Source organism: Solwaraspora sp. WMMA2065, assembly GCF_030345075.1.
Classification (GTDB): domain Bacteria; phylum Actinomycetota; class Actinomycetes; order Mycobacteriales; family Micromonosporaceae; genus Micromonospora_E.
This window is the reverse complement of sequence record NZ_CP128361.1, coordinates 1,576,952-1,600,762: the sequence shown is the minus strand read 5'-3', so window position 1 is coordinate 1,600,762 and position 23,811 is coordinate 1,576,952. Positions and strand designations below refer to the sequence as shown.

At 71.1% G+C, this 23,811-nt stretch carries 24 protein-coding genes; 23 read left to right on the top strand and 1 reads right to left on the bottom strand.

The window, feature by feature from the left end:
* The first annotated feature begins 154 nt into the window (after positions 1-154).
* From O7610_RS07485 to O7610_RS07450, 8 genes are all read left to right on the top strand, one after another.
* Positions 155-1,114 carry an ABC transporter substrate-binding protein gene (locus O7610_RS07485; RefSeq protein ID WP_289212887.1) on the top strand — a complete coding sequence of 320 codons (960 nt, stop codon included), beginning with the start codon at positions 155-157 and terminating at the stop codon, positions 1,112-1,114.
* Positions 1,111-1,974, top strand: coding sequence for an ABC transporter ATP-binding protein (locus tag O7610_RS07480; RefSeq protein ID WP_281555002.1), 864 nt, complete (start codon positions 1,111-1,113; stop codon positions 1,972-1,974). Before O7610_RS07485 ends, O7610_RS07480 begins: the two co-directional genes overlap by 4 nt.
* Positions 1,974-2,798 (top strand): ABC transporter permease, encoded by an 825-nt coding sequence (locus O7610_RS07475; RefSeq protein ID WP_281555001.1) that lies wholly within the window; start codon positions 1,974-1,976, stop codon positions 2,796-2,798. The genes O7610_RS07480 and O7610_RS07475 overlap by 1 nt, the downstream gene beginning before the upstream one ends.
* Before the next feature lie 82 nt (positions 2,799-2,880).
* Positions 2,881-4,899 (top strand): hydantoinase/oxoprolinase family protein, encoded by a 2,019-nt coding sequence (locus O7610_RS07470; RefSeq protein ID WP_289212886.1) that lies wholly within the window; start codon positions 2,881-2,883, stop codon positions 4,897-4,899.
* Positions 4,899-6,464 (top strand): class I adenylate-forming enzyme family protein, encoded by a 1,566-nt coding sequence (locus O7610_RS07465; protein WP_281554999.1) that lies wholly within the window; start codon positions 4,899-4,901, stop codon positions 6,462-6,464. Before O7610_RS07470 ends, O7610_RS07465 begins: the two co-directional genes overlap by 1 nt.
* Positions 6,461-7,819, top strand: coding sequence for an adenylosuccinate lyase (purB, locus tag O7610_RS07460; protein ID WP_281554998.1), 1,359 nt, complete (start codon positions 6,461-6,463; stop codon positions 7,817-7,819). The genes O7610_RS07465 and purB overlap by 4 nt, the downstream gene beginning before the upstream one ends.
* A complete protein-coding gene (locus O7610_RS07455; RefSeq protein WP_281554997.1) occupies positions 7,816-8,577 on the top strand; it encodes an enoyl-CoA hydratase/isomerase family protein in 762 nt (253 codons plus the stop codon). The genes purB and O7610_RS07455 overlap by 4 nt, the downstream gene beginning before the upstream one ends.
* Complete coding sequence (locus O7610_RS07450; RefSeq protein WP_281554996.1) at positions 8,574-10,214, top strand: thiamine pyrophosphate-binding protein; 1,641 nt, start codon at positions 8,574-8,576, stop codon at positions 10,212-10,214. The genes O7610_RS07455 and O7610_RS07450 overlap by 4 nt, the downstream gene beginning before the upstream one ends.
* Before the next feature lie 12 nt (positions 10,215-10,226).
* Here the strand turns inward: O7610_RS07450 and O7610_RS07445 are convergent, their stop codons facing one another.
* A complete protein-coding gene (locus O7610_RS07445; protein ID WP_289212885.1) occupies positions 10,227-11,033 on the bottom strand; it encodes an IclR family transcriptional regulator in 807 nt (268 codons plus the stop codon).
* 134 nt (positions 11,034-11,167) lie between these two features.
* On the opposite strand from O7610_RS07445, the gene O7610_RS07440 reads away from it, so the two are divergent.
* From O7610_RS07440 to O7610_RS07370, 15 genes are all read left to right on the top strand, one after another.
* A complete protein-coding gene (locus O7610_RS07440; RefSeq protein ID WP_289212884.1) occupies positions 11,168-13,198 on the top strand; it encodes a hydantoinase B/oxoprolinase family protein in 2,031 nt (676 codons plus the stop codon).
* Positions 13,195-14,184: a DODA-type extradiol aromatic ring-opening family dioxygenase gene (locus O7610_RS07435; protein ID WP_281554993.1), complete on the top strand. Its 990-nt coding sequence runs from the start codon at positions 13,195-13,197 to the stop codon at positions 14,182-14,184. The genes O7610_RS07440 and O7610_RS07435 overlap by 4 nt, the downstream gene beginning before the upstream one ends.
* Positions 14,177-15,013, top strand: a complete 837-nt coding sequence (locus tag O7610_RS07430; RefSeq protein WP_281554992.1) for a DODA-type extradiol aromatic ring-opening family dioxygenase — start codon at positions 14,177-14,179, stop codon at positions 15,011-15,013. Before O7610_RS07435 ends, O7610_RS07430 begins: the two co-directional genes overlap by 8 nt.
* A 75-nt stretch (positions 15,014-15,088) precedes the next feature.
* Positions 15,089-15,382: a BMC domain-containing protein gene (locus tag O7610_RS07425; RefSeq protein ID WP_278169253.1), complete on the top strand. Its 294-nt coding sequence runs from the start codon at positions 15,089-15,091 to the stop codon at positions 15,380-15,382.
* A 39-nt stretch (positions 15,383-15,421) separates the two neighbouring features.
* Positions 15,422-15,748 (top strand): BMC domain-containing protein, encoded by a 327-nt coding sequence (locus O7610_RS07420; protein ID WP_281554991.1) that lies wholly within the window; start codon positions 15,422-15,424, stop codon positions 15,746-15,748.
* Entirely contained in the window at positions 15,748-16,008 is a 261-nt protein-coding gene (locus O7610_RS07415) for a EutN/CcmL family microcompartment protein (protein WP_281554990.1), read from the top strand. The genes O7610_RS07420 and O7610_RS07415 overlap by 1 nt, the downstream gene beginning before the upstream one ends.
* A 39-nt stretch (positions 16,009-16,047) precedes the next feature.
* Entirely contained in the window at positions 16,048-17,580 is a 1,533-nt protein-coding gene (locus tag O7610_RS07410; RefSeq protein WP_289212883.1) for a 2-hydroxymuconic semialdehyde dehydrogenase, read from the top strand.
* An 8-nt stretch (positions 17,581-17,588) separates the two neighbouring features.
* Positions 17,589-18,392: a 2-keto-4-pentenoate hydratase gene (locus O7610_RS07405; RefSeq protein WP_502959104.1), complete on the top strand. Its 804-nt coding sequence runs from the start codon at positions 17,589-17,591 to the stop codon at positions 18,390-18,392.
* The gene (locus O7610_RS07400; protein ID WP_289212881.1) at positions 18,392-19,318 is read left to right on the top strand and encodes an acetaldehyde dehydrogenase (acetylating); all 927 of its coding nucleotides are present in this window, start codon (positions 18,392-18,394) and stop codon (positions 19,316-19,318) included. Before O7610_RS07405 ends, O7610_RS07400 begins: the two co-directional genes overlap by 1 nt.
* On the top strand, positions 19,315-20,328 hold the full coding sequence (gene dmpG / locus O7610_RS07395) for a 4-hydroxy-2-oxovalerate aldolase (protein ID WP_289212880.1): 1,014 nt from the start codon (positions 19,315-19,317) through the stop codon (positions 20,326-20,328). The genes O7610_RS07400 and dmpG overlap by 4 nt, the downstream gene beginning before the upstream one ends.
* Complete coding sequence (locus tag O7610_RS07390; RefSeq protein WP_289212879.1) at positions 20,325-21,128, top strand: 2-keto-4-pentenoate hydratase; 804 nt, start codon at positions 20,325-20,327, stop codon at positions 21,126-21,128. Before dmpG ends, O7610_RS07390 begins: the two co-directional genes overlap by 4 nt.
* A complete protein-coding gene (locus tag O7610_RS07385; protein ID WP_289212878.1) occupies positions 21,125-21,541 on the top strand; it encodes a RidA family protein in 417 nt (138 codons plus the stop codon). Before O7610_RS07390 ends, O7610_RS07385 begins: the two co-directional genes overlap by 4 nt.
* Before the next feature lie 203 nt (positions 21,542-21,744).
* Positions 21,745-22,905: an alanine racemase gene (locus O7610_RS07380; RefSeq protein ID WP_289212877.1), complete on the top strand. Its 1,161-nt coding sequence runs from the start codon at positions 21,745-21,747 to the stop codon at positions 22,903-22,905.
* A 92-nt stretch (positions 22,906-22,997) separates the two neighbouring features.
* A complete protein-coding gene (locus O7610_RS07375; RefSeq protein ID WP_289212876.1) occupies positions 22,998-23,510 on the top strand; it encodes a superoxide dismutase in 513 nt (170 codons plus the stop codon).
* Positions 23,507-23,800, top strand: a complete 294-nt coding sequence (locus O7610_RS07370) for a superoxide dismutase (RefSeq protein ID WP_289212875.1) — start codon at positions 23,507-23,509, stop codon at positions 23,798-23,800. Before O7610_RS07375 ends, O7610_RS07370 begins: the two co-directional genes overlap by 4 nt.
* Positions 23,801-23,811 lie beyond the last annotated feature (11 nt).

Genomic DNA, 23,811 nt, shown 5'->3' with positions numbered 1-23,811 from the left:
TTCCGGTTTTCGACTACTCGAGGTGACCTTCGTTGGTCGACGAGCTCCGTTCGCTGGCTTGGCCGCACCCTTGACTCCCTCTCGTGGTGCCCAGTAGCGTCTCAGAATAAGAACCTAGAACCACATTATGAGTCGCAATGAACTGGGGACAGCCATGAGATTGCGTACCTTGCGGGTGGTCGGCGCCGCGCTGCTGATCACTGCCGTCGCCGCGGCCTGTGCGGAGAACCAGGACCCGGGCGGTGAACCTGGCACACCGGCCGAGACGACGACCATCGACTTCGGGGTCGGCGTCGATCCCGCGTACTCGCCGATCTACCTGGCCGATCAGCAGGACCTGTTCGCCGAGGCCGGGCTCGACGTCACCGTGACGCAGTACCAGGAAGGCACCGGTGGCCTCGACGCGATCCTCGCCCGCGAGGGTCAGGTCACCGCGAGTACCGAATCGAGCCTGCTCAACCGGGCCACCCGGGGAGACGTGAAGGGCATCGCGGTCTTCTCCCAGTCGCCGGACTTCATCAAGCTCGTGGTCCGCGACGAGATCGGCGAGGTCGCGGACATCTCCCGCTACGGCGTGGTGACCGGAACGGTCAACGAGTACACCACGAACAAGATTCTCGACAGCTACGACATCAGCCGGGACGCCGTCGAATTCGTCACCTCCTCGCCGGCGGAGATGCCGGCACTGCTGCAGCGCGGTGACATCGACGGCTTCATCATGTGGGAGCCGTGGCCCTCGCGCGGTGTCGATGGCGGCGGCAAGATCCTGCTCACCAGCGGTGACGTCGGCTACGTCTACAACCTGATCATCGGGGTGGACGGAGCCTGGTACGAGGCCAACCAGGAGGCCGCCGCCACTCTGGTGGACACCATCGGCGAGGCATGTGAGCAGATCACCGCAGATCCGCAGGTCGCCGGTACCGCGACCGAGAACGCCATCGAGGTGCCCGCGGCTGAGGCTGTCGACCTGCTCGACGGCGTGCAGTGCCAGGTCCGTGACTTCACCGACGAGGACCTGCAGCGCTACGCCGAGATCGCCCAGTTCCAGCAGGACAGCGGCATCGTGTCCGACCCGGCCGACCCGGCCGAGGTGATGATCCGGGGCGTGGCGTGACCGGGCGGACCGCCACCTCCGCCGGACGGGGACCGGATTCCGGCCCCCGTCCGGCGGGCTCCCCGGTGCAGGTCCGCGACGTCGACATCCGCTTCGACGACTTCGAGGCGGTCGCCGGGGCGACGCTCGACATCGCCGGTGGGGAGTTCGTCTGCCTGCTCGGCCCCAGCGGCTGCGGCAAATCGACCCTGTTGAATGCAATCGCCGGGTTCGTCCGGCCGGCCGCCGGGCAGGTGCTGTGCGCGGGCGAGCCGGTCACCGGCCCGGACGTCAGCCGGGGCGTGGTGTTCCAAAGCGCAGAGGCCTTGTTCCCGTGGCTGACCGTACGCCAGAACGTCGCGTTCGGCCCCCGGATGCGGGGTGTGCCGCGTGGCCAGCGGGCCGGGATCGTCGACCGCTACCTGACCATGGTCGGCCTCAGCCACAGCGGCGACCGATTCCCCAGCCAACTCTCCGGCGGCATGCGTCAGCGGGCCCAGCTCGCCCGGGTGCTGGCCAACGAGCCGTCGGTGGTGTTGATGGACGAGCCGTTCGGCGCGCTGGACGCCCAGACCCGGCTGGTCATGCAGGCCGAACTCGACCGCATCTGGCGCCAGTCCCGGCCCACCATCCTGTTCGTCACCCACGACATCGGCGAAGCGATCCTGCTCGCCGACCGGATCGTCACCATGACCGCTGGCCCGGCGGCCCGGATCAAGCAGGTGTACCCGGTGGACCTGCCACGGCCGCGGGAACTGACCGATCCGGCCGCCGCCGGGCTGTTCCGCGAACTGCGCGAGGACATCGGCACCGAGGTCGCCCAGACTCTGCGCGCCCAGGGTCTGGACGACGGGCACGGTCTGAACGGAGGTGGCGGCTGATGGCCGTCGACGTGCAACGTCCACCGGCCGCCCGGGCGGCCGGGTTTCGCCCACGCCGCTTCGCTGGCCGGCGTCGACACACCCGTGTCGTGCTGTCGGTGCTGTCGGTGCTGCTCGGCCTGCTCATCTGGGACCTGGTCAGCCGCAACTACACCGCGTTCTTCCTGCCCTCACCCCGGTTGACCTGGCAGGGGGCGGTGGAGCTGGCGACCAACGGGACGCTGTGGGACTCCGTCTGGGCGTCCAGCCAGCGCATCCTCAGTGGCTGGGGGCTGGGCGTACTGATCGGGGTGCCGGTCGGGTTGCTGATGGGCCGCAGCCGGCTACTGCGGCTGATGCTCGACCCGTACATCCAGTTCTTCCGGTTCGTGCCGCCGATCGCCTTCGTCACCCTGGCGATCATCTGGCTCGGTCCGGGTGAGGCCTCGAAGATCGCGTTGATCTTCTACACCACGGTCTTCATCGTTGCGCTGAACACCCTGGCGGGGGTGCTCGCCGTCGACGAGTTGAAACTGCGGGCGGCGCGGGCGCTGGGCGCCGGGCCGGTCCGCACCCTGGCCTCGGTGATCCTGCCGGCCACGGTGCCGTACGCCGTCACCGGCGCCCGGCTGGCGATGGGCAACTCGTTCCTCACCATCGTCTCCGCGGAGATCGTCGCGGCGCAGAGCGGCCTCGGTTCGCTGATCTGGACCGCCCGCAACTACGCCAAGACCGAATGGGTGTTCGTCGGCATCATCGCTCTCGGCCTGCTCGGCTACCTGTTCGACTGGGTGCTGCGCACAGTCGCCCGCGCCAGCCTGCGCCGCTACGGCGTCACCTTCTGACCGGTTCGGGCTCCCGGCACTGGTCGACGCAATCAGCACCCCGTACCGGTGACGTGACCCCATCTGACCGAAAGGTTCCCTCATGCTGTGCATCGGCGTCGACATCGGCGGAACGTTCACCGATGTCATCGTGTACGAACCGGCCACCGGCCGGCTCGCCGAGGCCAAGACACTGTCCACCCCGGCGGACCCGGCGGCGGCGATCCTCGACGGCCTGACCAAGCTCGACGTCCGACTGTCGGACGTCGAGCGGTTCGTACACGGCACCACCAGGGTCACCAACGCCCTGCTGGAAGGTGACGGCGAACCGGTCGCGGTACTCACCACCGAAGGCTTCCGGGACGTACTGGAAATGGGTTTGGGCCACCGTCCCCGCCTGTACAGCGTCAAGGAGACCGCCCGCCCGGCGCTCACCCCACGTCGGATGCGGCACACCGTCCGGGAACGGGTGACCGCCGCCGGCGACGTCGCCGTCCCGCTGGACCTGGCCGGACTCGACGAGGTGACCGACCGGCTGGCCGCCGGTGGGGCCACCGCGGTGGCGATCTGCTTCCTGCACTCGTACCGCAACCCGGGGCACGAGCGGGCCGCCGCCGACCGGATCAGCCGTCGGCACCCGCACCTGTCGTGCAGCATCTCCGCCGAGGTGGTCCCGGAACACGGCGAGTACGAGCGGTTCGCCACCACTGTGCTCAACGCCAGCGTCCGAGGCCCGGTCAGCGAGTACCTGTCGGGCCTCGGCTCGACCCTCGCGGGCAGCGGCTACCGCCACCCGTTGGCGATCATGACCAGCAGCGGCGGCGTGGTCTCCACCGACCAGGCCGGCCGGCTGCCGATCAACCTCGCGCTGTCCGGTCCGGCCGGCGGCGTGGCGGCCAGCGCGTACGTCGCCGGGCTGGCCGGCTTCGACAACGTCATCACCTGCGACATCGGCGGTACGAGTACGGACGTCTGCCTGATCAAGGGCGGCGTGCCGCTGATGACCAACCACGGCACCATCGCCGGGCACCCGAACCGGACCTTCCAGATCGAGATCAACACGATCGGTGCCGGTGGTGGCTCGATCGCCTGGCGTGACCGGGGTGGCGAGCTGCGCGTCGGCCCGCGCAGCGCCGGCTCCGATCCCGGTCCGGCCTGCTACGGCCGGGGCGGCGCGGAACCGACGACCACCGACGCCCACCTGGTGGTCGGCCATCTCGACCCGCACGGGCGGCTGGGCGGCGAGGTCACCCCGCGGCTCGACGAGGCTCGTGCCGCACTCGGGCGGCTGGCCGCCGAACTCGGCGACGGCCTGACCGAGACCGAACTCGCGTACGGCATCCTTCGCCTGGCCACGGTCAAGATGACCAGCGCGATCAAGGAGATCTCGGTGGCCCGCGGCCACGACCCGCGGGAGTTCGTGCTGATGCCGTTCGGCGGCGCCGGACCGATGCACGCCACCGCACTCGCCGACGAGCTGGGTATCCCGCGGGTACTGGTCCCACCGGTACCGGGGAACTTCTCGGCGCTCGGCTTCGTCGCCGCCCGGGCCCGTCACGACTACGTCCGTACCGCGCTGGTCCCCGCCGACTCCGCCGGCCTGGCGAGTGCCCGCGCGCTGGTCGATGAGCTGAAGGCGGCCGCCCGCGACCAGCTCAAGGCCGAGGACGCGGTGGAGGCCGACCAGGTCACCTTCCGGCTGTCGCTGGGGATGCGTTTCCGTGGCCAGAGCTTCGACCTGGCCGTGCCGATGGACGAGCTGCCCGACGAACCCGCCGATCTGATCCGCGCCTTCCACGCCGCCTACCAGGAGCGGTACGCCTACCTTCGTTCGGAGCACCCGGCCGAGATCGTGAACTGCCGGCTCACCGCGTTCGGGCCACAGCCCGCCGTCACCTTCGCCGCCCCACCTGACGGCCCGGCACCCGAGCCCACCACCGTGCCAGTGTGGGGGCCGGACGGCTGGACCGACGCCGCCGTCTGGCAGCGGGGCGAGCTGACCGCCAGCGTACGGATCAGCGGGCCGGCGGTCGTCCGGGAAAGCGGAAGTACCACAGTGGTCGGCGCCGGCTGGTGGGGGCGGGTGGATCCGCACGGGAACCTGCTGCTGGAGCGCGCCTGATGGCCCTCGTCGATCCGCCGGCGTACGACGCCGTACTGCTGCGTCAGGCCCGGCACCAGCCGGACCGGCCGCTGTTCGCCGTCGCCGGCCGGCCCGTCGTCACCGCCGGCGAGTACGCGGCGCTCGCCGGCCGGACCGCCGGCGTGCTCGCCGCAGCCGGTGTCGGCCGCGGCGACCGGATCGCCGTCTGGGCCGAGAACAGCATCGCCTGGCTGGTGCTGCTCGCCGCCGCGGCGTGGCGCGGAGCGGCCCTGGTCACCCTGCACCCCGCCGCGACGGAATCGGAGCTAGCCGCCGCATTGCGTCGGACCCGGCCGGTCCGGCTGTTCGCCGCGCGAGAAATCCGGGACCGCGACGTGACGTCGTGCGCCCGGCGCGCAGCGACCGGGCCGGTCACCTTTCTGCCGGCGGACCAGGCCGGCGACGCCCTCGCCGGCCTGCCCGGTTGGGCCGGACCCCCGCCGGATCCGGTCAGCGACCCCGACTCCCCGCTGAACGTCCAGTTCACCTCGGGATCGACAGGCACCCCGAAGATGGTCGTCCTGACCGGGCGGAATCTGGTCCGCAACGCGACCTGGACGGCCCAGGCCGCCGGGATCGGCTCCGCCGATCGGATCTGCTGTCCGCTACCGTTCGCCCACGCGGCCGGCCTCAGCAGCGGCGTGGTGCTGGCGGCGGTCACCGGGGCGCAGCTGTTCCCGGTGCCGCGGTTTCGTCCCGACGACGTGCTCGACGTCGTGCACCGGCACCGGTGCACGGTCGTGCAACTGGTGCCAACGATGGCGACCATGCTCGCCGAACGACTCGACGAACAGCCGGGGCGGTGGGACCTGGCCGCGCTGCGCCTGGGCTTCCTCGGCGGTGCCAACTGCCCACCGGCCCTGCGCACGCGGGTACGCGACACGCTGCGGCTGCGGCGGTTGGCGGTCGTCTACGGGCAGACCGAGGCCGGTCCGACCATCAGCGTCGACCCCGACGACGGCAGTTGCCCGCCGGACGGCTCCACCGTCGGACGGGTACTCCCCGGGTTGCAGGCCCGGATCGTCGCGGTGGACGCCGACGGGTCGCCCCGGCCGCTGCCCGCCGGAGCAGAGGGTGAACTGCAGGTCCGTGGCGAGTCGGTGAGCCCCGGCTATCTCGACGATCCGGCGGCGAACCGGACGGCGTACGACCCGCAGGGCTGGCTGCGCACCGGCGACCTGGCCCGGCTCGCCGCCGACGGCACCCTGACCCTGACCGGCCGGGTGAAGGACCTGATCATCCGGGGCGGGGAGAACGTCAGCCCGGCCGAGGTCGAGGCGGTCCTGCTGACCTGCGAGGGCGTCGCGCAGGCGTGCGTCGTCGGGGTCGCGTCCCCACGCTGGGGCGAGGAGGTGGTCGCGGTGGTGGTCGCCGCCCCCGGGGCGACCCCGCGCCGCGCCGAACTCGCCGCGGCTGCCGCCGGCAGCCTGTCCCGGCACAAAGTGCCGACCGACTGGCACCTCGTGACCGAACTGCCGCTGCTGCCGTCGGGCAAGGTGGACCGGCGGGCGGTCACCGCGATGATCGACGGAGCGGCACGGTGAATCCAATCAGTTCCTGCTTCCTCGACTCGTTGACGGTGACCAGCTTCTTCGGCAACGCCGAGATGCGTGGGGTGTTCAACGACCGGCAGCTGATGCAGGCGTGGCTCGACGTGGAAGCGGCACTCGCTGGCGCCCAGGCCGACACGGGCGTCATCCCGGCCGGTGCGGCGGCGCAGATCGCCGCCGCCGCCCGGGTCGAGTCGCTGGACCTGGCCGCGGTGGCCGCCGACGCCGCCGACACCGTGCATCCGCTGGTGCCACTGGTACGGGCCCTGACCAGGGCGGCCGGCGACGGCGGCCGCTACGTCCATCTCGGCGCCACCACCCAGGACGTCATGGACACCGGGTTCGTGCTGCGCGCCCGAGCCGGACTGGACATCGTCAGCCGGCAGATCGACGAACTGGTCCGCGTACTGCGCCGGCTCGCCCTGCGGCACCGGGACACGGCGATGGCCGCCCGCACCCACGGGCAGCAGGCCCTGCCGACCACGTTCGGATTGCGCTGCGCGGTCTGGCAGAGCGAACTGCAGCGCCACCGGGAGCGGCTGGCCCAGCTCCGGCCCCGACTGCTGGTGGTCAGCATGGGCGGGGCAGCCGGCACCATGGCCGGCTACGGGCCACGGGCCTTCGACATCGAACGCGCCGTCGCCGACCGGCTTGGGCTGGGCGTTGCCCCGACCCCCTGGCACGCCACCCCGGACCGGGTGGTGGAGTGCCTCACCCTGCTCGGGCTGATCGCCTCCACGGCCGAGAAGCTGGCCCGCGAGGTGTACTTCCTCGGCCGTACCGAGATCGGCGAGGCACACGAGCCGCAGCGCGATACCCAGGTCGGCAGCAGCACGATGCCGCACAAGCGCAACCCGATCCGCTGCGAAGCGGTCATCGCCGCGGCCGGCACGGTCCGTGCACAGGTGCCGCTGGCGATGCAGACGATGGTGTCCCAGGACGACCGGGACATGGGCGTCGGGATGGCGCTGTGGAAGCTGGTGCCGGAGTGTTTCATCCTCGTCGGCGGTGCGCTGCAGCGCCTCAACGAGGTCTTCGCTGGGCTCCGGGTCGACGCCGCCCGGATGCGCGTCAACCTGTCCGCCACCGGCGGCCTGGTGCTGTCGGAGGCGCTGATGCTGCGCCTGGCCGGTCCGCTGGGCCGGGAACAGGCGCACCACCTGGTGATGCGAATCGTGCGGGACAGCCTCGACCACGGTCGGCCGTTCGCCGAGCTGCTGCGCGCCGACCCGCAGGTCAGGGCGGCCCTGTTGGACGCGGAGCTGACCCGGCTGCTCGATCCACTCAGCTACGTCGGACACGCGGCGGCCCTGGTCGACCGCGCCCTACTGCAATCGGAGGCGACGTGACGTCGGTACACCTGCACCGTGCGGAGCGGCTTGCGGTGGTGACACTGGACCGTACCGGTCGGCGCAACAGCTTCGACCTGGCCATGCTCGGGCAGTTCGAGCAGGTGCTGCACGAGCTCGGCCGCGACGACACTGTCGAGGTAGTGCTGCTGACCGGTGCCGGCACCGCGTTCTGCGCCGGCACCGACCTGACCGAACTGGCGACTCTTGACGCCGCCACCACCATGGGCGTGCAGCGGCGCACCGCCGAGCTGGTCGAGCGCTGGTACCGCCTGGAGCAGACCACCGTGACCGCGTTCAACGGTCCGGCGATCGGCTCCGGTGCGATCCTCGGGCTGGCCAGCGACCTGCGCCTCGCCGCCGACACCTGCTTCTTCACGTTCCCCGAGGTGGGCTTCGGCATCCCCTTGACCTGGGGCGGCATGGCGATCCTCGCCGACCTGGTCGGTGCCGACCGGGCCAAACGCTGGCTGCTGCTCGGCGAGCGGATCGACGCGGCCCGGCTGCACCAGCTGGAACTGGTGACCGAGTTGGTGCCGCCCGACCGGGTGGCCGATGCCGGCACCGAACTGGCCCACCGGCTGCTGGCGGTGCCGGCGCTGGGCCGGTCGATGACCAAGCGGACCGCCCGGCTGGCCGGCCCGCGCTTCGACGCGGTGGCCACCGACTCCTATCTGGGTGCGCTGAGCGTCGCGCTGCGGCCTGCCGGCCCGTACCGCCGCCCAGCGGCGGACCGGCATCCGGCGGTGGACCGGTGAAGGTCTACCAGGCGATCGCGGACGCGTTGGTCGATCACCGGGTGGACACCGTGTTCGGCCTGCTCGGCGATGCGAACATGTTCCTGGTGGCCGATCTGGTCGCCCGGCACGGGGTCCGGTTCGTGGCGGCCCGCAACGAGAACGCTGCGGTGATGATGGCCGACGGGTGGGCGCGGGTCACCGGCCGGTGCGCGGTGGCCACGGTCACCCAGGGTCCGGGTCTGGCCGCTGCCGGCCCGGCGTTGACCATCGCCCGGCAGGCGGGCACACCGCTGCTGCTGCTCGCCGGGGACACCCCGGCGAGTGACCCGCTGCACGTGCAGAACTTTCCTCAGCAGCCCTTCGCCCTGGCCACCGCCGGTGCCTTCGTGCCGATGACCGGCGTGTCGACGGTGTCGCGCGACGTCGCAGCCGGGGTCCGCGAGGCCGTCGGGCGACCGGGGCCGGTGGTGCTCGACATTGGGTTGGACCTGCAGGATGAACCGGCCGGGGACCGGCCGGCCGTACCGCTCGGGGCCGCTGTCGCGCCGGCCGGACCACTACCGCTGGCACCCGACCCGATGGCGGTCGCCGGGTTGGCGGACCGACTGCGTCGGGCCCGGCACCCGGTGATCCTCGCCGGCCGAGGCGCGGTGCACGCCGGACCCGAGCTGACCGCGTTGGCCGACCGCGCCGGAGCCGTGCTGGTCACCAGCCTGATGGCCGCCGGCCTGTTCGCGGGCCATCCGTACGCCCTCGGCGTTGCCGGTGGGCTGGCCCGCCCGCTGACCCGGGACGTGCTGCGCGAGGCGGATCTCGTCGTGACGTTCGGTGCCTGCCTGAACCGGTGGACGGCCGATCACGGACAGCTGTTCGGCGCCGCGCAGGTGTACAGCGTCGACCGGGATCCGGCGGCGATCGGTGCCCGCTGGCCGGTGCACGGTGGGCTGGTCGGCGACGCGGCGCTGGCCGCCCGGGCGTTGACCGGGGCACTGGAGTCGGCGCGGCCCGGGTCGGAGCCGGACGGCTGGCGTACGCCGCAGCTGGCCCGGGCGATCCGCGACGCCGACCCGTTCGCCGGACTCGGCCCGGAGCCCACCGGTGCCCGGCACATCGACCCCCGCCGGCTGATGGCGATCTGCGCCCGTCGGTTGCCGCTGCCCCGCACGACGGTAGTCGGCGTCGGCCACTTCGGCGGCTGGCCCAACCTCTACCTGGACTCGCCGGCCGTGGACCGCTCGCTGGTCGCGCCGTGGGAGTTCGGCAGTATCGGCGTCGGTGTGGCGTACGCGATCGGTGCCGCGCTCGGCCGCCCGGACCGCCCGGTGGTGGCGTTCGAGGGCGACGGCAGTCTGCTGACCGCGTTGGGTGAGCTGGACACCCTGGCCCGGGTCGGCGCTCCGGTGCTGGTGATCGTGCTGGACGACGGCGCGTACGGGGCGGAGGTGCGCAAGCTGCGACCGGCCGGTGCTGACCCGGGCATCGCCCGCTTCCCGTACCGGGACCTGGCCGCGGTGGCCGGCGCGCTCGGTGTCACCGCGTACCGGGCGCATGACGAGGCCTCCGTTTCGGCGGCGTTCGACGCGCTGCTGCCACTGACCGGGCCGGTGCTGCTGCACGTGAAGGTAGATCCGGATGTCGTGCAGCAGCACTTCTGAGCCGGTCGCCGGTCAGCTGCCCCAGATCTGTCCGACGCCGTGGCCCAGCTGGCGGGACAGCTCGTCGGCGGTGCGGACCGCGGCGGTGGCGAGCGTGGCGACCTGTTGCGGGCTGTCCAGCCGGAAGATCGGGCCGGAGACGCTGATCGACGCGGTCACCGCGCCGAGCCGGTCCCGCACCGGTGCGCCGACGACCCGCAGGCCGTCCTCGCTCTCCTCGTCGTTGAGCGCCCAGCCGCGTTCCCGCACCCCGGCGAGATCGGCCAGGAAGACGTCGATGTCGGTGATCGTGCGTCGGGTCAGCCGGGCCCAGCCTGCCCCGGCCAGCAGCTCGCGGACCTGGTCGTCGTCCATGTCGATCAACAGCGCCTTGCCGGCCGCGCTGCACCACAACGGAATGCGTCGGCCCAGCCGGGAGACCAGCTGCAGGCTGTGCGACCCGGTCACCAGGTCGATCGAGATCGCGTCCAGGCCGTCGCGGATGGCGAGGTTGACCGACTCGCCCTGCTCCTCGGCCAGCTGGTGCAGCAACGGTCGGGCGATGGCGTGCATGTCGAGCCCGGCCAGGAAGCGGGCGCCGAGGTCGAACACGGTGACTCCCAGCCGGTACGCGCCGGTCTCCTCGTTGCGCTGCAGGAAGCCGGCGTCGGCGAGCGCCCGGAACAACCGGCTGGCGGTCGACTTGTGCAGCCCGAGCTCCCGGCTGACGTCACTGACCTTGCGTTCGGGGGTGTCGCGCCGGAACGCAAGCAGCACGGCCAGCGCGCGATCGAGTGCCTGGGTGCCGGACTCGCGACCGGGGTCGGTGACAGACGACATCTTGCCTTCCCATCCCTGAAGTTGATAGGTTCATAATATAACACAAGGCTCACATCATGGTCCAATCGGTGGTGGTCCATCCGGTTGTGGTCCGTCCGGTAGGTGCCCGTCCCTGTCAGCATTGCGAGGCCCGCATGCCCCTGAACCCGATCGATCTCGAGATCGTCACCGAAGGGCTGATCTCGATCGTGCGGGAGATGCGCCAGACGATCTTCCGCACGGCGCACTCCCCGGTGATCGCCGACGCGCAGGACTTCTCGTGCGCGTTGTTCAACGCGGACGGCGAGATGGTCGCTCAGGGCCGCGACATGCCCGGCCACGTCATCGCGATGCCGGCATCGGTGAAGGAGATCTTCGCCGACTACCGTGACGAGTTCCGGCCCGGTGACATCTACCTGGTCAACGACCCGTACCGCGGCGGCAGCCACCTCAACGACGTCACGCTGATCAGCCCGGTGTTCGTCGACGGAGAGCTGTTCCTGTTCCCCTGCGTACGCATGCACTGGGCCGACATCGGCGGCATGACACCCGGCAGCGTCTCCGGGAAGGCCACCGAGATCCTGCAGGAAGGGCTGCGGGTTCCACCGATCCGACTGGTCGACGCGGGCCAGCCCAACATCGCCGCGACGCGGATCCTCTTCGCCAACGTCCGGATGGCCGACGAACGTCAGGGAGACCTGGAGTCCAGCATCGCCGCCTGCCACACCGCGCAGCGCCGGCTACGCGAACTCGTCGACCGGTACGGCCGCGACCTGATCCTCGGCTGCGTCGAGGCCAACATGGACCGCACCGAGCGGCGACTACGCGACCAGATCCGCGACCTGCCGGACGGCACCTACCACTACGAGGACTACCTCGATCTCTACACCGACGGCGAGTACGACGCCGCCCTGGTGCGCTGCGCGTTGACCATCACCGGTGACCAACTCGTCGCCGACTTCCGCGGCTCGTCGCCGCAGGTCGCCGCCGTCGTCAACTCGTCGCTCGCAATGACCACCGCCGGGGTCTTCATCGCCGTCAAGTCCGCGTTGGACCCTGGCGGGCTGGTCAACCACGGCGCCTTCCGGCCACTGACCGTGCACACCGACCCGGGAACCGTCGTACACGTCACCTACCCGGCACCGGCCAACGCGCACAGCGAGGTCCGCAAACGGGTCATCTCCGCGGTGATGGCCGCCCTCAGCCAGGTCGCTCCGGACCTGATCGCCGCCGACCAGTTCGGTACGACCTTCCAGAACCTGATCGGCGGCATCGACGAACGCACCGGCCAGCCGTACCTCTACTACGATTACCCGGCCGGCGGTAACGGAGGATTCCTCGGGTCCGACGGCCCGAGCGCGATGAACCCCGTCGATCTCGGCGACATCTCCACCATCCAGTCCGTCGAACGGCTGGAAACCGAGATCCCGATCCTCGTCGAAGCGTGTGAGCTGCGTACCGGCTCCGGCGGCGCCGGCCGGCACCGCGGCGGCCTCGGTGCCCGACGGGCCACCCGGCTGCTGGCCACCAGCGGTGCCTACTCGGTACAGACCGACCGCACCACCGTCGCGCCGTACGGACTCTCCACCGGCGCGCCCGGCGCCCCCACCGCCACCTACCTGCGCCGCACCGGCCGGCGGATCGACTTCGACACCCCCGGCAAGGTCGCCGGGCACCGGATGCGCGAAGGCGACGTCCTGGTGATGGAGTCAGCCGGCGGCGGCGGCTGGGGCGACCCGCTCACCCGCGACCCCGACCTGGTGGCCGCCGACGTCGCAGCCGGCTACCTCACCACCGACCAGGCCCTCGACCGCTACGGCGTGGTCTGCGACGACACCGGTCTCCTCGACGAAGCGGCCACCGGCGGCGCCCGCGACCAGGCCCGCGCCGCTCGCCACTGGTACCAGGTCACCACCAGTACCGGGCCGGCCTACACCGGGCAGCGGGGCCGCCGTCGCCTCGTCTACACCAACCCCGCCGACGGTCTGCCCGCCGACACGCTGATCGAACTGCACGGCGCCCACCCCGCACCGCTGCGTGCCTGGGTGCGCCACGACCCCGGCGTCGCCCGGCACCAGGCCGCGCTCGACGACGACGGGCTGCGGATCCTCGGCGCCCAGCCCGGTGACCGCTGCCTGCTGCGGGTCCTGCGCGACGCCCCGGCCCGGACAGGAGGACCGCGATGAGCAAGGTGTTCCGACTACCCGCACCGACCCGGGGCACCACGACCCGCACCCGGCGACCGGACTCCGCTGACGCCGCCCGCCCCGCCCCGGCAGGCCGCCGACCCGGTATCGTCGCCGGTTACCTCAGCCCGCACCCGCCGCACCTGATCTACGGCGAGAACCCGCCGCAGAACGAACCCCGGTCACAAGGCGGTTGGGAAGTGCTGCGCTGGGCGTACCATCGACTCCGCCGCCGGATTCGCGAGGTGCACCGGCCCGACGTGCTGATCGTGCATGCCCCGCACTGGATCACCATGGTCGGCCACCACGTCAACTGTGTACCCAACCCGCGCGGCATCTCCGTAGAGCCGATCTTCCCGCATCTGTTCCGCTACCACTACGACTTCCACACCGACGTACCACTCGCCGAGGCCATCGCCGACGAAGCCGCCGACCTCGGCCTGGTCACCAGCAAGCTGCACGACCCCGGGGTACGGGTCGACTACGCCACCATCGGCGCACTACACATGGTCAACCCCGACTGGGACATCCCGGTGGTGTCGCTGTCGGCCAACAACAACCCGTACTTCTACTCCGACGCGTCCCTCGGCCAGATGGAGGTGCTCGGCGAAGCGACCCGCCGGGCGATCGAGAACACCGGCCGACGCGCCGTGCTACTCGCCTCCAACTCCCTGTCCCACCTGCACTGGCACGAGGAACCCCAGCTGCCCGAGGACATGGAACGCGAGCACCCGTACAACAACCACCAGTACCGCTGGGACATGAAGCTGCTGGAAACGATTCGCCAGGGGCCGACCAGCCGGTTACGCGAACTCATCCCCGAGCACATCGAAGCCACCGCCTCCGAGACGAAGGCCGGCAGCCTCACCTGGCTGCTGTCCGCGCTCGGCTGGCCGGACATCGCCGGCGACGTGCTCGGCTACGGCACGATCATCGGAACCGGCAACGCGGTGGTCGAGTGGACACCGGAGAACGTCGATGACTGACCGTGGAATCCAGGCCGGCGTACTGCTGCCCGGCATGCCGCATCTGCTCGCCGACAAGCCCGCCACCAGTTGGGCGGCGCTGGCCGACTCCGCCCGTACGGTCGGCGACCGGCTGCGCGCCATCGAGCCGGACGTCGTCCTGCTGCTGTCCACCCAGTGGTTCACCGTGCTCGGCCACCAGTTCCAGTGCGACCCGAACCCGCGTGGGGCGCACACCGACGAGAACTGGTACGCCTACGACTACGGCCACCTCAGCTACGACCTGCGCTTCGACGTAGAGTTCACCGAACGCTGGGCGGCCCGGGTGGACGCCGACGGCATGCAGGCACGCCGCACCCGCTACCAGGGCTTCCCGATCGATACCGGGACCATCGTCACCTCCACGCTGCTCGACCCGCAGCGCACCCTGCGCTGGGCGCAGGTGTCGTGCAACCTGTACGCCGACGCCGACACCCTCGCCCAGGTCGGCCGGGCCGGCGCCGAGGCGGCCCGTGACGCCGGTGTCCGAGCGGCGGTGGTGGTGGTCAGCGGACTGTCCTCCGGGCTCATCCAGCAGTGGATCGAGCCGGACCAGGACCGCATCGCCGAGCCGGCACACGACCGGTGGAACGAACGAATCTTGCAGATGCTGACCGCCGGCGACACCGACCAAGTCCTCGCGGTCCGCGAAGACTACGCCCGCCAGGCCCAGGCCGACAGCCAGTTCCGGGCTTTCGCCTTCCTCGCCGGCACCGGAGTCGCCGCAACCCCGGGGCAACTGCACAGCTACGGAGCACTGTGGGGCACCGGCGCTGCCGTCCTGTCCTGGAATCTGCCGGCACCCGCGTGAACGGCGCCGGCCCGCACCGCATGACCGACAGCCCGACCAGCGGGCACCCGAAACACCAACGACAGGAGGAACCCGATGCGTAACGCCGCTGCGGGCTTCGTCGAAGCCGAGGGATTCATTCCGATCTTCGACGCGGTGGACGCCATGGTCAAGGCGACCGAGGTCGAAGTAACCGGAGTCGTACGCCTCGGCGGCGGAATCGTCGCCGTGGCGGTCCGCGGCGACCTCGCCACAGTGGAGGAAGCCGTCGACATCGGCGAGGAGACTGCCCGAGCCAAGACCGGTCGCCCGGTCCGGTCGATCGTCTTCGCCAGCCCATGCGACGCGGTCACCGCGCTGGCCATCGACCCCGGACTCGTCGGCAACTGAGCCGGCCCGGCCGGCGACACAGCCAGAAGGAGAAGTGCCATGTCCTCAGAGAAGGCGATCGGAATCGTGGAGACCCGGGGCATCGTCGCCCTCTCCGCAGGGATCGAAGCCATGATCAAGACCGCGGACGTACGGTGTATCGCCGTCGAACGGGTCACTAGCGGCTATCTCGCCGCTGCTGTGCAGGGCACCCTGGCGGCCGTACGGCAGGCAGTGTCAGCCGGCGAGGCCGCCATCCGTCAACACGGTGACCTGCGCAGCTCGCAGATCTACCCCAAGCCGCATCCGGCCACCTCGGCACTGCTGGAGGAGGGCGAGTCGACCCGGATCCGGGTTGTCATGGCGTCGCTGCAAGGTGACAGCTGATGATCCTCGCGGAAGTGCTCGGCAAGGTCTGGCCCGACCGGATCGTCGCGACCCTTCAGGGTCGCCGCCTGGTGTTGATTCGCGAGCATCCGGACGGGCCGCAGCGGGTCGCCGTCGACCTGATGAACGCCGGCACCGGCAGCACCGTCCTGGTCGCCACCGACGAGGCGGCCGCCGCCGCGACCGGTGAAGCGACAGTCGACGCTGCCGTCGTGGCCCTGGTCGCTGACCAGGGCAGCGGCGTCGCCACCAAGGACTGACCCCCGACACATCCCCGTACCGGCAACGGAAGGTTGAACATGGCAGCCATCGCACCGACGTCGCCCGCTCTGTGGCACCCCGACCTGTACGTCGGTCGGCCCGCCGCCGACGGTCCCGGCCTGTTGCGTAGTTTCGTCGACGGCCGGTTCGTCGATGCGGGGAAGTGGTTTGCGAAGGTGTCGCCGGTGTCCGGGGAGACGGTGTTCGAGGTGGCGGAGGCCGATTCTGCGACGGTCGACGCGGCGGTGGCGGCGGCGCGGTCGGCGTTGCGCGGGCCGTGGGGCGGCATGGCTGAGCGGGACCGGGCGGTGGTGCTGCGGGCGGTGGCCGACGAGTTGGACCGCCGGTTCGATGATCTGGTGGCTGCTGAGGTGGCGGATACCGGTAAGCCGGTCGGTCAGGCCCGGACGTTGGACATTCCGCGTGGGGCGGCGAATTTTCGGGCGTTCGCGGAGATCGCTGCGACGGCGCCGACGGAGTCGTTCACGACGGTCACGTCGTCGGGTGGTCGGGCGTTGAACTACGCGGTCCGTAAGCCTGTCGGCGTGGTCGCGGTGATCGTGCCGTGGAATCTGCCGCTGCTGCTGCTGACGTGGAAGGTGGCTCCGGCGCTGGCGTGCGGCAACGCTGTCGTGGTGAAGCCGTCGGAGGAGACGCCGGCGTCGGCGACGTTGTTGGCGGAGGTGATGGCGGCGGCCGGCGTGCCCGACGGGGTGTTCAACCTGGTGCACGGCTTCGGGCCGGGTGCGGCGGGGGAGTGGCTGACCACCCATCCGGGGGTGGACGCGATCACGTTCACCGGTGAGTCGGCGACCGGGTCGGCGATCATGCGGGCGGCGGCTGACGGGGTGAAGGCGGTGTCGTTCGAGTTGGGCGGCAAGAACGCCGGCCTGGTGTTCGCCGACGCCGACCTGGACGCGGCGGTCGCCGGTTCGGTGCGGTCGTCGTTCACCAACGGCGGTCAGGTGTGTCTGTGCACGGAGCGGCTGTATGTGCAGCGGCCGGTGTTCGACGAGTTCGTGGACCGGTTGGCGGCTGCCGCCCGTGACGCCCGGTACGGCTGGCCCGCCGACGAGACGATCTCGACGATGCCGCTGATCTCGCGGGCGCATCGGGAGAAGGTGCTCGGTTTCTACGACCTGGCCCGCGCCGAAGGCGGGCAGATCCTTGCCGGTGGTGGCGTGCCGGCCTTCGGTGACGCCCGTGATGGTGGCGCGTACGTGCAGCCGACAGTGTTGACCGGGCTCGGTCAGTCTGCGCGGCTGGTGCGGGAGGAGGTGTTCGGCCCGATCTGCCACATCGCCCCGTTCGACACCGAGGAGGAGGCGTTCGCGCTGGCCAACGACTCCGACTACGGCCTCGCGGCGACGGTGTGGACCCGTGATGTGGGGCGGGCGCACCGGGCCGGTGCCCGGTTGGACGCGGGCATCGTGTGGGTGAACACGTGGTTCCTGCGGGACCTGCGGACCCCGTTCGGTGGGGTGAAGGCCTCCGGGGTGGGCCGGGAGGGCGGCGTGCACTCGCTGGACTTCTACTCCGAGTTGACAAACGTCTGTGTGGATCTGACATGAGCGTGACTGTGGATGTTGATGTCGAGGCGGCTGTCGCGGCGCTGGCCGGGGCGTACGACTCCGGGGTGCCGTGTGCGCCGTTGCGGGACCGGCTGCTGCCGGTCGGTGACGTGGCGGCCGCGTACGCGGTGCAGCGGGAGTTGGTGGCCGGTTGGACAAGGGCCGGGCGGCGTCGGGTGGGGGCGAAGATCGGCCTGACGTCGCCGGCGGTGCAGGCCGCGTTCGGCGTCTACCAGCCCGACTTCGGGGTGCTCTTCGCCGACATGGCGGTCTGCGACGGCGACGAGGTCGACCTGGGCGGGCTGATCCAGCCCAGGGTGGAGGCGGAGGTGGCGTTCGTGCTCGGCGCCGACCTGCCGGACGGGCCGGCGACCGTGGTCGATGTGCTGCGGGCGACCGACTTCCTGCTGCCGGCGGTCGAGATCGTCGACTCGCGGATCACCGACTGGGACATCTCGATCGTGGACACGGTGGCGGACAACGCCTCGTCGGGGCTGTTCGTGCTCGGCGACCGGCCGGTGCCGCCCGCCTCGGTGGACCTGCGGGGGTGCGGCATGGTGCTGGAATCGGCCGGTGTGCCGGTGTCGGTCGGTGCCGGGGCGGCCTGCCTCGGTAACCCGGTGCACGCTGTCGCCTGGCTGGCGTCGACCCTGGCCGCCGCCGGGGATCCGCTGCGGGCCGGCGACGTCGTGCTCTCCGGTGCGCTCGGCCCGATGGTGCCGGTCACCCCGGGGGCGGCGTACGAGGCGCGGATCGCCGGGCTCGGCAGTGTGCGGACCAGATTCAGCGCCAAGTCAGGGGAGGGACGGTAGTGGGTGTCGGGGTGGCGGTGATCGGGTCGGGCAACATCGGCACCGACCTGATGATCAAAGTGCTGCGGTTGTCGGAGTCGCTGGACATGGTGGCGATGGTCGGCATCGACCCGGAATCCGACGGGCTGGCCCGCGCCCGCCGCCTCGGCGTGGCGACCACGAGTGATGGGGTCGACGGCCTGGTCGCGATGCCCGAGTTCGCCGACGTCGGGTTGGTGTTCGACGCCACGTCGGCGGGCGCGCACCGGCGCAACAACGAGATCCTGCAGGCTTACGGGCGGACGGTGGTCGATCTGACCCCGGCCGCGGTCGGCCCGTACGTGGTGCCGCCGGTGAATCTGGACGCCCATTTGGCCGAGTCGAACGTCAACATGGTGACCTGCGGTGGGCAGGCGACGGTGCCGGTCGTCGCCGCCGTCGCGGCGGTGGCCCCGGTGGCGTACGCGGAGATCGTCGCGTCGATCGCGTCCCGCTCGGCCGGTCCGGGCACCCGGGCGAACATCGACGAGTTCACCCGGACCACCGCCCGCGCCCTGGAAGTCGTCGGCGGCGCCGGCAAGGGCAAGGCGGTCATCGTGCTGAACCCGGCGGATCCGCCGCTGCTGATGCGTGACACCGTCTACTGCCTGACCCCGGCCGGCGTCGATCGGGAGGCGGTGGCCGACTCGGTGGCGGCCATGGTGGCGTCGGTCGCCGGGTACGTGCCCGGCTACCGGCTCAAACAGCGGGTGCAGTTCGATCCGGTCGACGCGTACGTGCCGGCGCTGGGCAGCCATTTCACCGGCATCCAGGTGTCGGTGTTCCTCGAAGTGTCCGGTGCCGGGCACTACCTGCCCGCGTACGCCGGCAACCTCGACATCATGACCTCGGCGGCGCTGCGCACAGCGGAACGTCTGGTCGCTGTCCGAGCGGAGGCGCGGTCATGACCCGGCTGTACGTCCAGGACGTCACGTTGCGCGACGGCATGCACGCCATCGGGCACCGGTACGGCGTCGACCAGGTGAGGGCGATCGCCGCCGCGTTGGACGCGGCCGGCGTCGACGCGATCGAGGTCGCCCACGGCGACGGCCTGGCCGGCTCGTCCGTCACCTACGGCCACGGCGCCGCGTCGGACGCCGACTGGATCCGTGCTGCCGCCGAGTCGATCAGCCGGGCGACGTTGACCACGCTGCTGCTGCCCGGCATCGGCACCATCGACGACCTGCGGGCCGCCCGCGACCTCGGCGTCACCAGCGTCCGGATCGCCACCCACTGCACCGAGGCCGACGTCGCCGCCCAGCACATCTCATGGGCCCGCGACCAGGGTATGGACGTCGCCGGGTTCCTGATGATGTCGCACATGAACACCCCCGAAGGGCTCGCCGGGCAGGCCAAGCTGATGGAGTCGTACGGGGCGCACTGCGTCTACGTCACCGACTCCGGTGGCCGGCTGCTGATGGACGACGTCGCCGCCCGGGTCGACGCCTACCAGCAGGTGCTGGACCCGGGCACGCAGATCGGTATCCACGCCCACCACAACCTGTCGTTGGGCGTGGCCAACAGTGTGATCGCCGTGCAGCACGGCACCACCAGGGTCGACGCCTCCCTCGCCGGGATGGGCGCCGGGGCCGGCAACGCCCCCCTGGAGGTGTTCACCGCCGTCGCCGACCTGCACGGCTGGAAACACGGCTGCGACACGTTCGCGCTGATGGACGCCGCCGAGGACCTGGTCCGGCCGCTGCAGGACCGGCCGGTCCGTGTCGACCGGGAAACCCTGTCGCTCGGCTACGCCGGCGTCTACTCCAGCTTCCTGCGCCACGCCGAACGCGCCGCCGACCGCTACGGCCTCGACGTGCGGTCCATCCTGATCGAACTCGGCCGCCGCAGGATGGTCGGCGGCCAGGAAGACATGATCACCGACGTCGCCCTCGACCTCGCCAACGGAGAGCGCCCGTGACCGCCACCAGCATCGACACCGCCGACCTCGCCGCCCGGCTCGACGACGCGGCCGTCACCGGCACCCCGATTCCGCAGCTCGCCGACACCCACCGGGTCGACGTCGACGCCGCCTACGCGGTGCAGCAGGCCCTTCTCGCCCGCCGCACCGACCGGGGCGAACGCCTCGCCGGCGCCAAGATGGGCCTGACCAGCCAGGCCAAGATGGTCCAGGTCGGCGTCGATGAGCCGATCCTCGGCCAACTCACCGACACCACGCAGGTGCCCGACGGCGGCAGCGTCGACATCTCCGGACTGATCCACCCCCGGGTCGAACCGGAGATCGCCTTCCTGCTGGACCGCCCACCGACACCCGGGACGCCGTTCACCGACGCGGTGCGGGCCGTCGCCCCCGCGCTGGAGGTCATCGACTCCCGGTACGCCAACTTCACCTTCTCGCTGCCCGACGTGATCGCCGACAACACCTCCGCCGCCCTGTTCACCGTCGGCCCGTGGCAGCCGGTCCCGGACGGCCTCGACAACCTCGGCGTACTGCTGGACATCGACGGACACACCGTGCAGACCGGGTCGACGGCGGCCATCCTCGGCGACCCCCGCCGGGCCCTCGCCGCCGGCGTCGCCCTGGCCGACCGGCACGGCCCGGACCTGCGGGCCGGGTGGATCTTCCTGGCCGGCGCGGCCACCGCCGCGGTGCCGCTCGCCCCCGGCGTCCACGTGCGGGCCACCGTCCAAGGGCTCGGCACCGCCGCCTTCACCACCACCGGCGGTACGCCCCTCACCACCACCGGCGGTACGCGATGACCGCGCACCTGGTCGCGGGCAAAGCCACCCCACGCGGCAAGTTCCCGCACCTCAAGGTCGCCGGCGGGTTCATCTTCGTCTCCGGCACCTCCAGCCGCCGCCCCGACAACACCATCGCCGGCGCCACCGTCGACGAATACGGCACCACCACACTCGACATCCGCGAGCAGACCCGCGCGGTGATCGCCAACATCGCCGACCTGCTCGCCGCCGCCGGCGCCGGCCTGACCGATCTGGTCTCGGTCACCACGTACCTGGTCAACATGAACGACTTCGGCGGCTACAACCAGGTCTGGGCCGAACACTTCGACCACACCGGACCCACCCGCACCACCGTCGCCGTCCACCAACTACCCCACCCACATTTGCTCATCGAGATCCAGGCCATCGCCGTGGCACCGGCACGACGGTGAGGCTTCGGCGTAGCCGGTGCCGTGGCTCGGCGACACCGCGACCGTGCTCGCCGGTGGCACAGTCGGCGACAACCTGTGGATCGGGTGCGCTGCGACGTGGGTGAGCGCGACACCAGGTTGCGGGGTCGTCGCATGACCATCGCGGTACGGCAGGATGGGCGACGGAGACGCCTGTACCCGTGACGACGACTGCCGGAGACGCCGTGACCACCGACATCCACCCGCAGACCGCAACGCCGGACCGGTTCGCCGTACCGGCCGGCCTGGAGACTCCCACCCTGCTGCTCGACCTCGATGTGCTGGAGCGCAACCTCGACGAGATGGCCGGTCTGTGCCAGCTGCATCAGGTGGGGTTGCGGCCGCACGCCAAGACCCACCGGATCCCCCGCATCGCATCGATGCAGCTGGATCACGGGGCAGATGGGATCTGTGTGGCGAAGCTCGGTGAGGCCGAAGCGTTCGCGGCGGCCGGGGTGGCCCGTATGACGGTGGCATATCCGCTGGTCGGCCGCGACAAGGCCGAACACGCGGTGCGGTTGGCGCAGCGCTGTGAACTGACCGTCGGCGCGGACAGTGTCACCGGCGCCCGGACGCTCGGGGAGGCGTTCGCGGCGGCCGGGCGGCTGTTGGACGTGCTACTGATCGTCGACAGCGGCCTGGGCCGGTGCGGGGTGGCTCCGGCGGAAGCCGTACGGGTCGCCTGGGACATCGCCGAGCTGCCCGGCGTCCGGTTGACCGGGGTGATGACGTACGAGGGCTCGGTGTACGCGGCGACCGACCGGGCGGATCTGATCCGACGTTCGCGGGCGGTGGCCGGTGCCATGGTGGACACCGCTGCGGCGATCCGGTCGGCCGGGCTGACCCTGTCGACGGTGTCGCTCGGTGCTTCCGCTTCGGCGCGGATTGTGGTGGCCGAGCCCGGAGTGACCGAGATCCGGCCCGGTATCTACGCCTTCAACGACCTGGGGCAGATCGCGCTCGGCAACGCCACCGTGGCGACCTGTGCGGTCCGCGTCCTCGCCACCGTGGTCAGTCATCCGGAGCCGCACCGTGCCTGTATCGACGCGGGGTCGAAGACGTTCGGCCAGGACGGTCTGCCGGCGTCGGCGCATGTCGACGCCTACGGTGGTCACGGCCTGCTGGTGGGGTTGCCCGGATGGCGGATCGACCGGCTTTCCGAGGAGCACGGCTGGCTGCGGTGGGTCGGGCCGGGTCAGCCGAGTGCGCTCACGATCGGGCAGCGGGTGCAGGTCGTTCCGAATCATGTCTGCATGGTGTTCGCCGGTCTCGGCGAGGTGACAGCGGTGCGCGGCGGCGAGGTGGAGGCGGTCTGGTCGACGATCGGGCCGGGCGCGTCGAGGTGACCAGAGGTAGATGCAGACAGTGTGTAGTTGCGAAGTACTTGCAATAGAGCATACTGGTCGGGACCGCTGAGCCCGCGACCGGAGGGTGGACGATGCCCGTCTACACCTTGCCCGACATGCCGTACGACTACGGTGCCCTCGCCGAGGCGCGCGACAAGGGTGACTTCTCGACGTTGTTCGGCCTGGAGAAGACCTTCGCGTTCAACCTTTCCGGCCACGTACTGCACTCGATCTTCTGGAACAACCTGTCCCCGGACGGCGAGCTGTCTGCCGCGATCGACGAGCACTTCGGCTCGTACGAGGCGTTCGCCGGGCAGTTGTCCACCGCCACCAAAGGGGTGCAGGGCTCCGGCTGGGGAGTGCTCGCCTGGGAGCCGATGAGCCGTCGGCTGATCGTCGAGCAGGTCTACGACCACCACGGCAACGTAGGTCAGGCCACCACTCCGATTCTGGTCTTCGACGCCTGGGAACACGCCTACTACCTGCAGTACCGCAATGTTCGTCCGGACTACGTCGACCGTCTGTGGGAATTGGTCGACTGGAGCGACGTCGCTGCCCGCTTCACCGCCGCCAGCTCAGCAGGCAGCCCGATCGTCGCGCCATGAGCGGCGACGACAGCCGGGTATCCACCGAGTCGGCGTTCGTCGCCGCGCAGCGCGCCGCCGGGTTCATCGCCGCCCGCCAGCGCGGAGACCACGACGGCGCGGCCGTGCTGCTGGCGGAGTTCCCCGACGAGGCGGCCCGGACCCGCGGCTTCTGCGTACTCGCCGAGTTGGCGCTCGCGTTGGTCCGGGCACAGACCGGGCAGAGCATGGACGACCTGGTGCAGGAGCTGTCCCTGCAGATGGCTGCCATGCTGGCCGACCCGCCGTCCGAGCCGCCGGCAGCGGCCTGACCGGTCGCTGA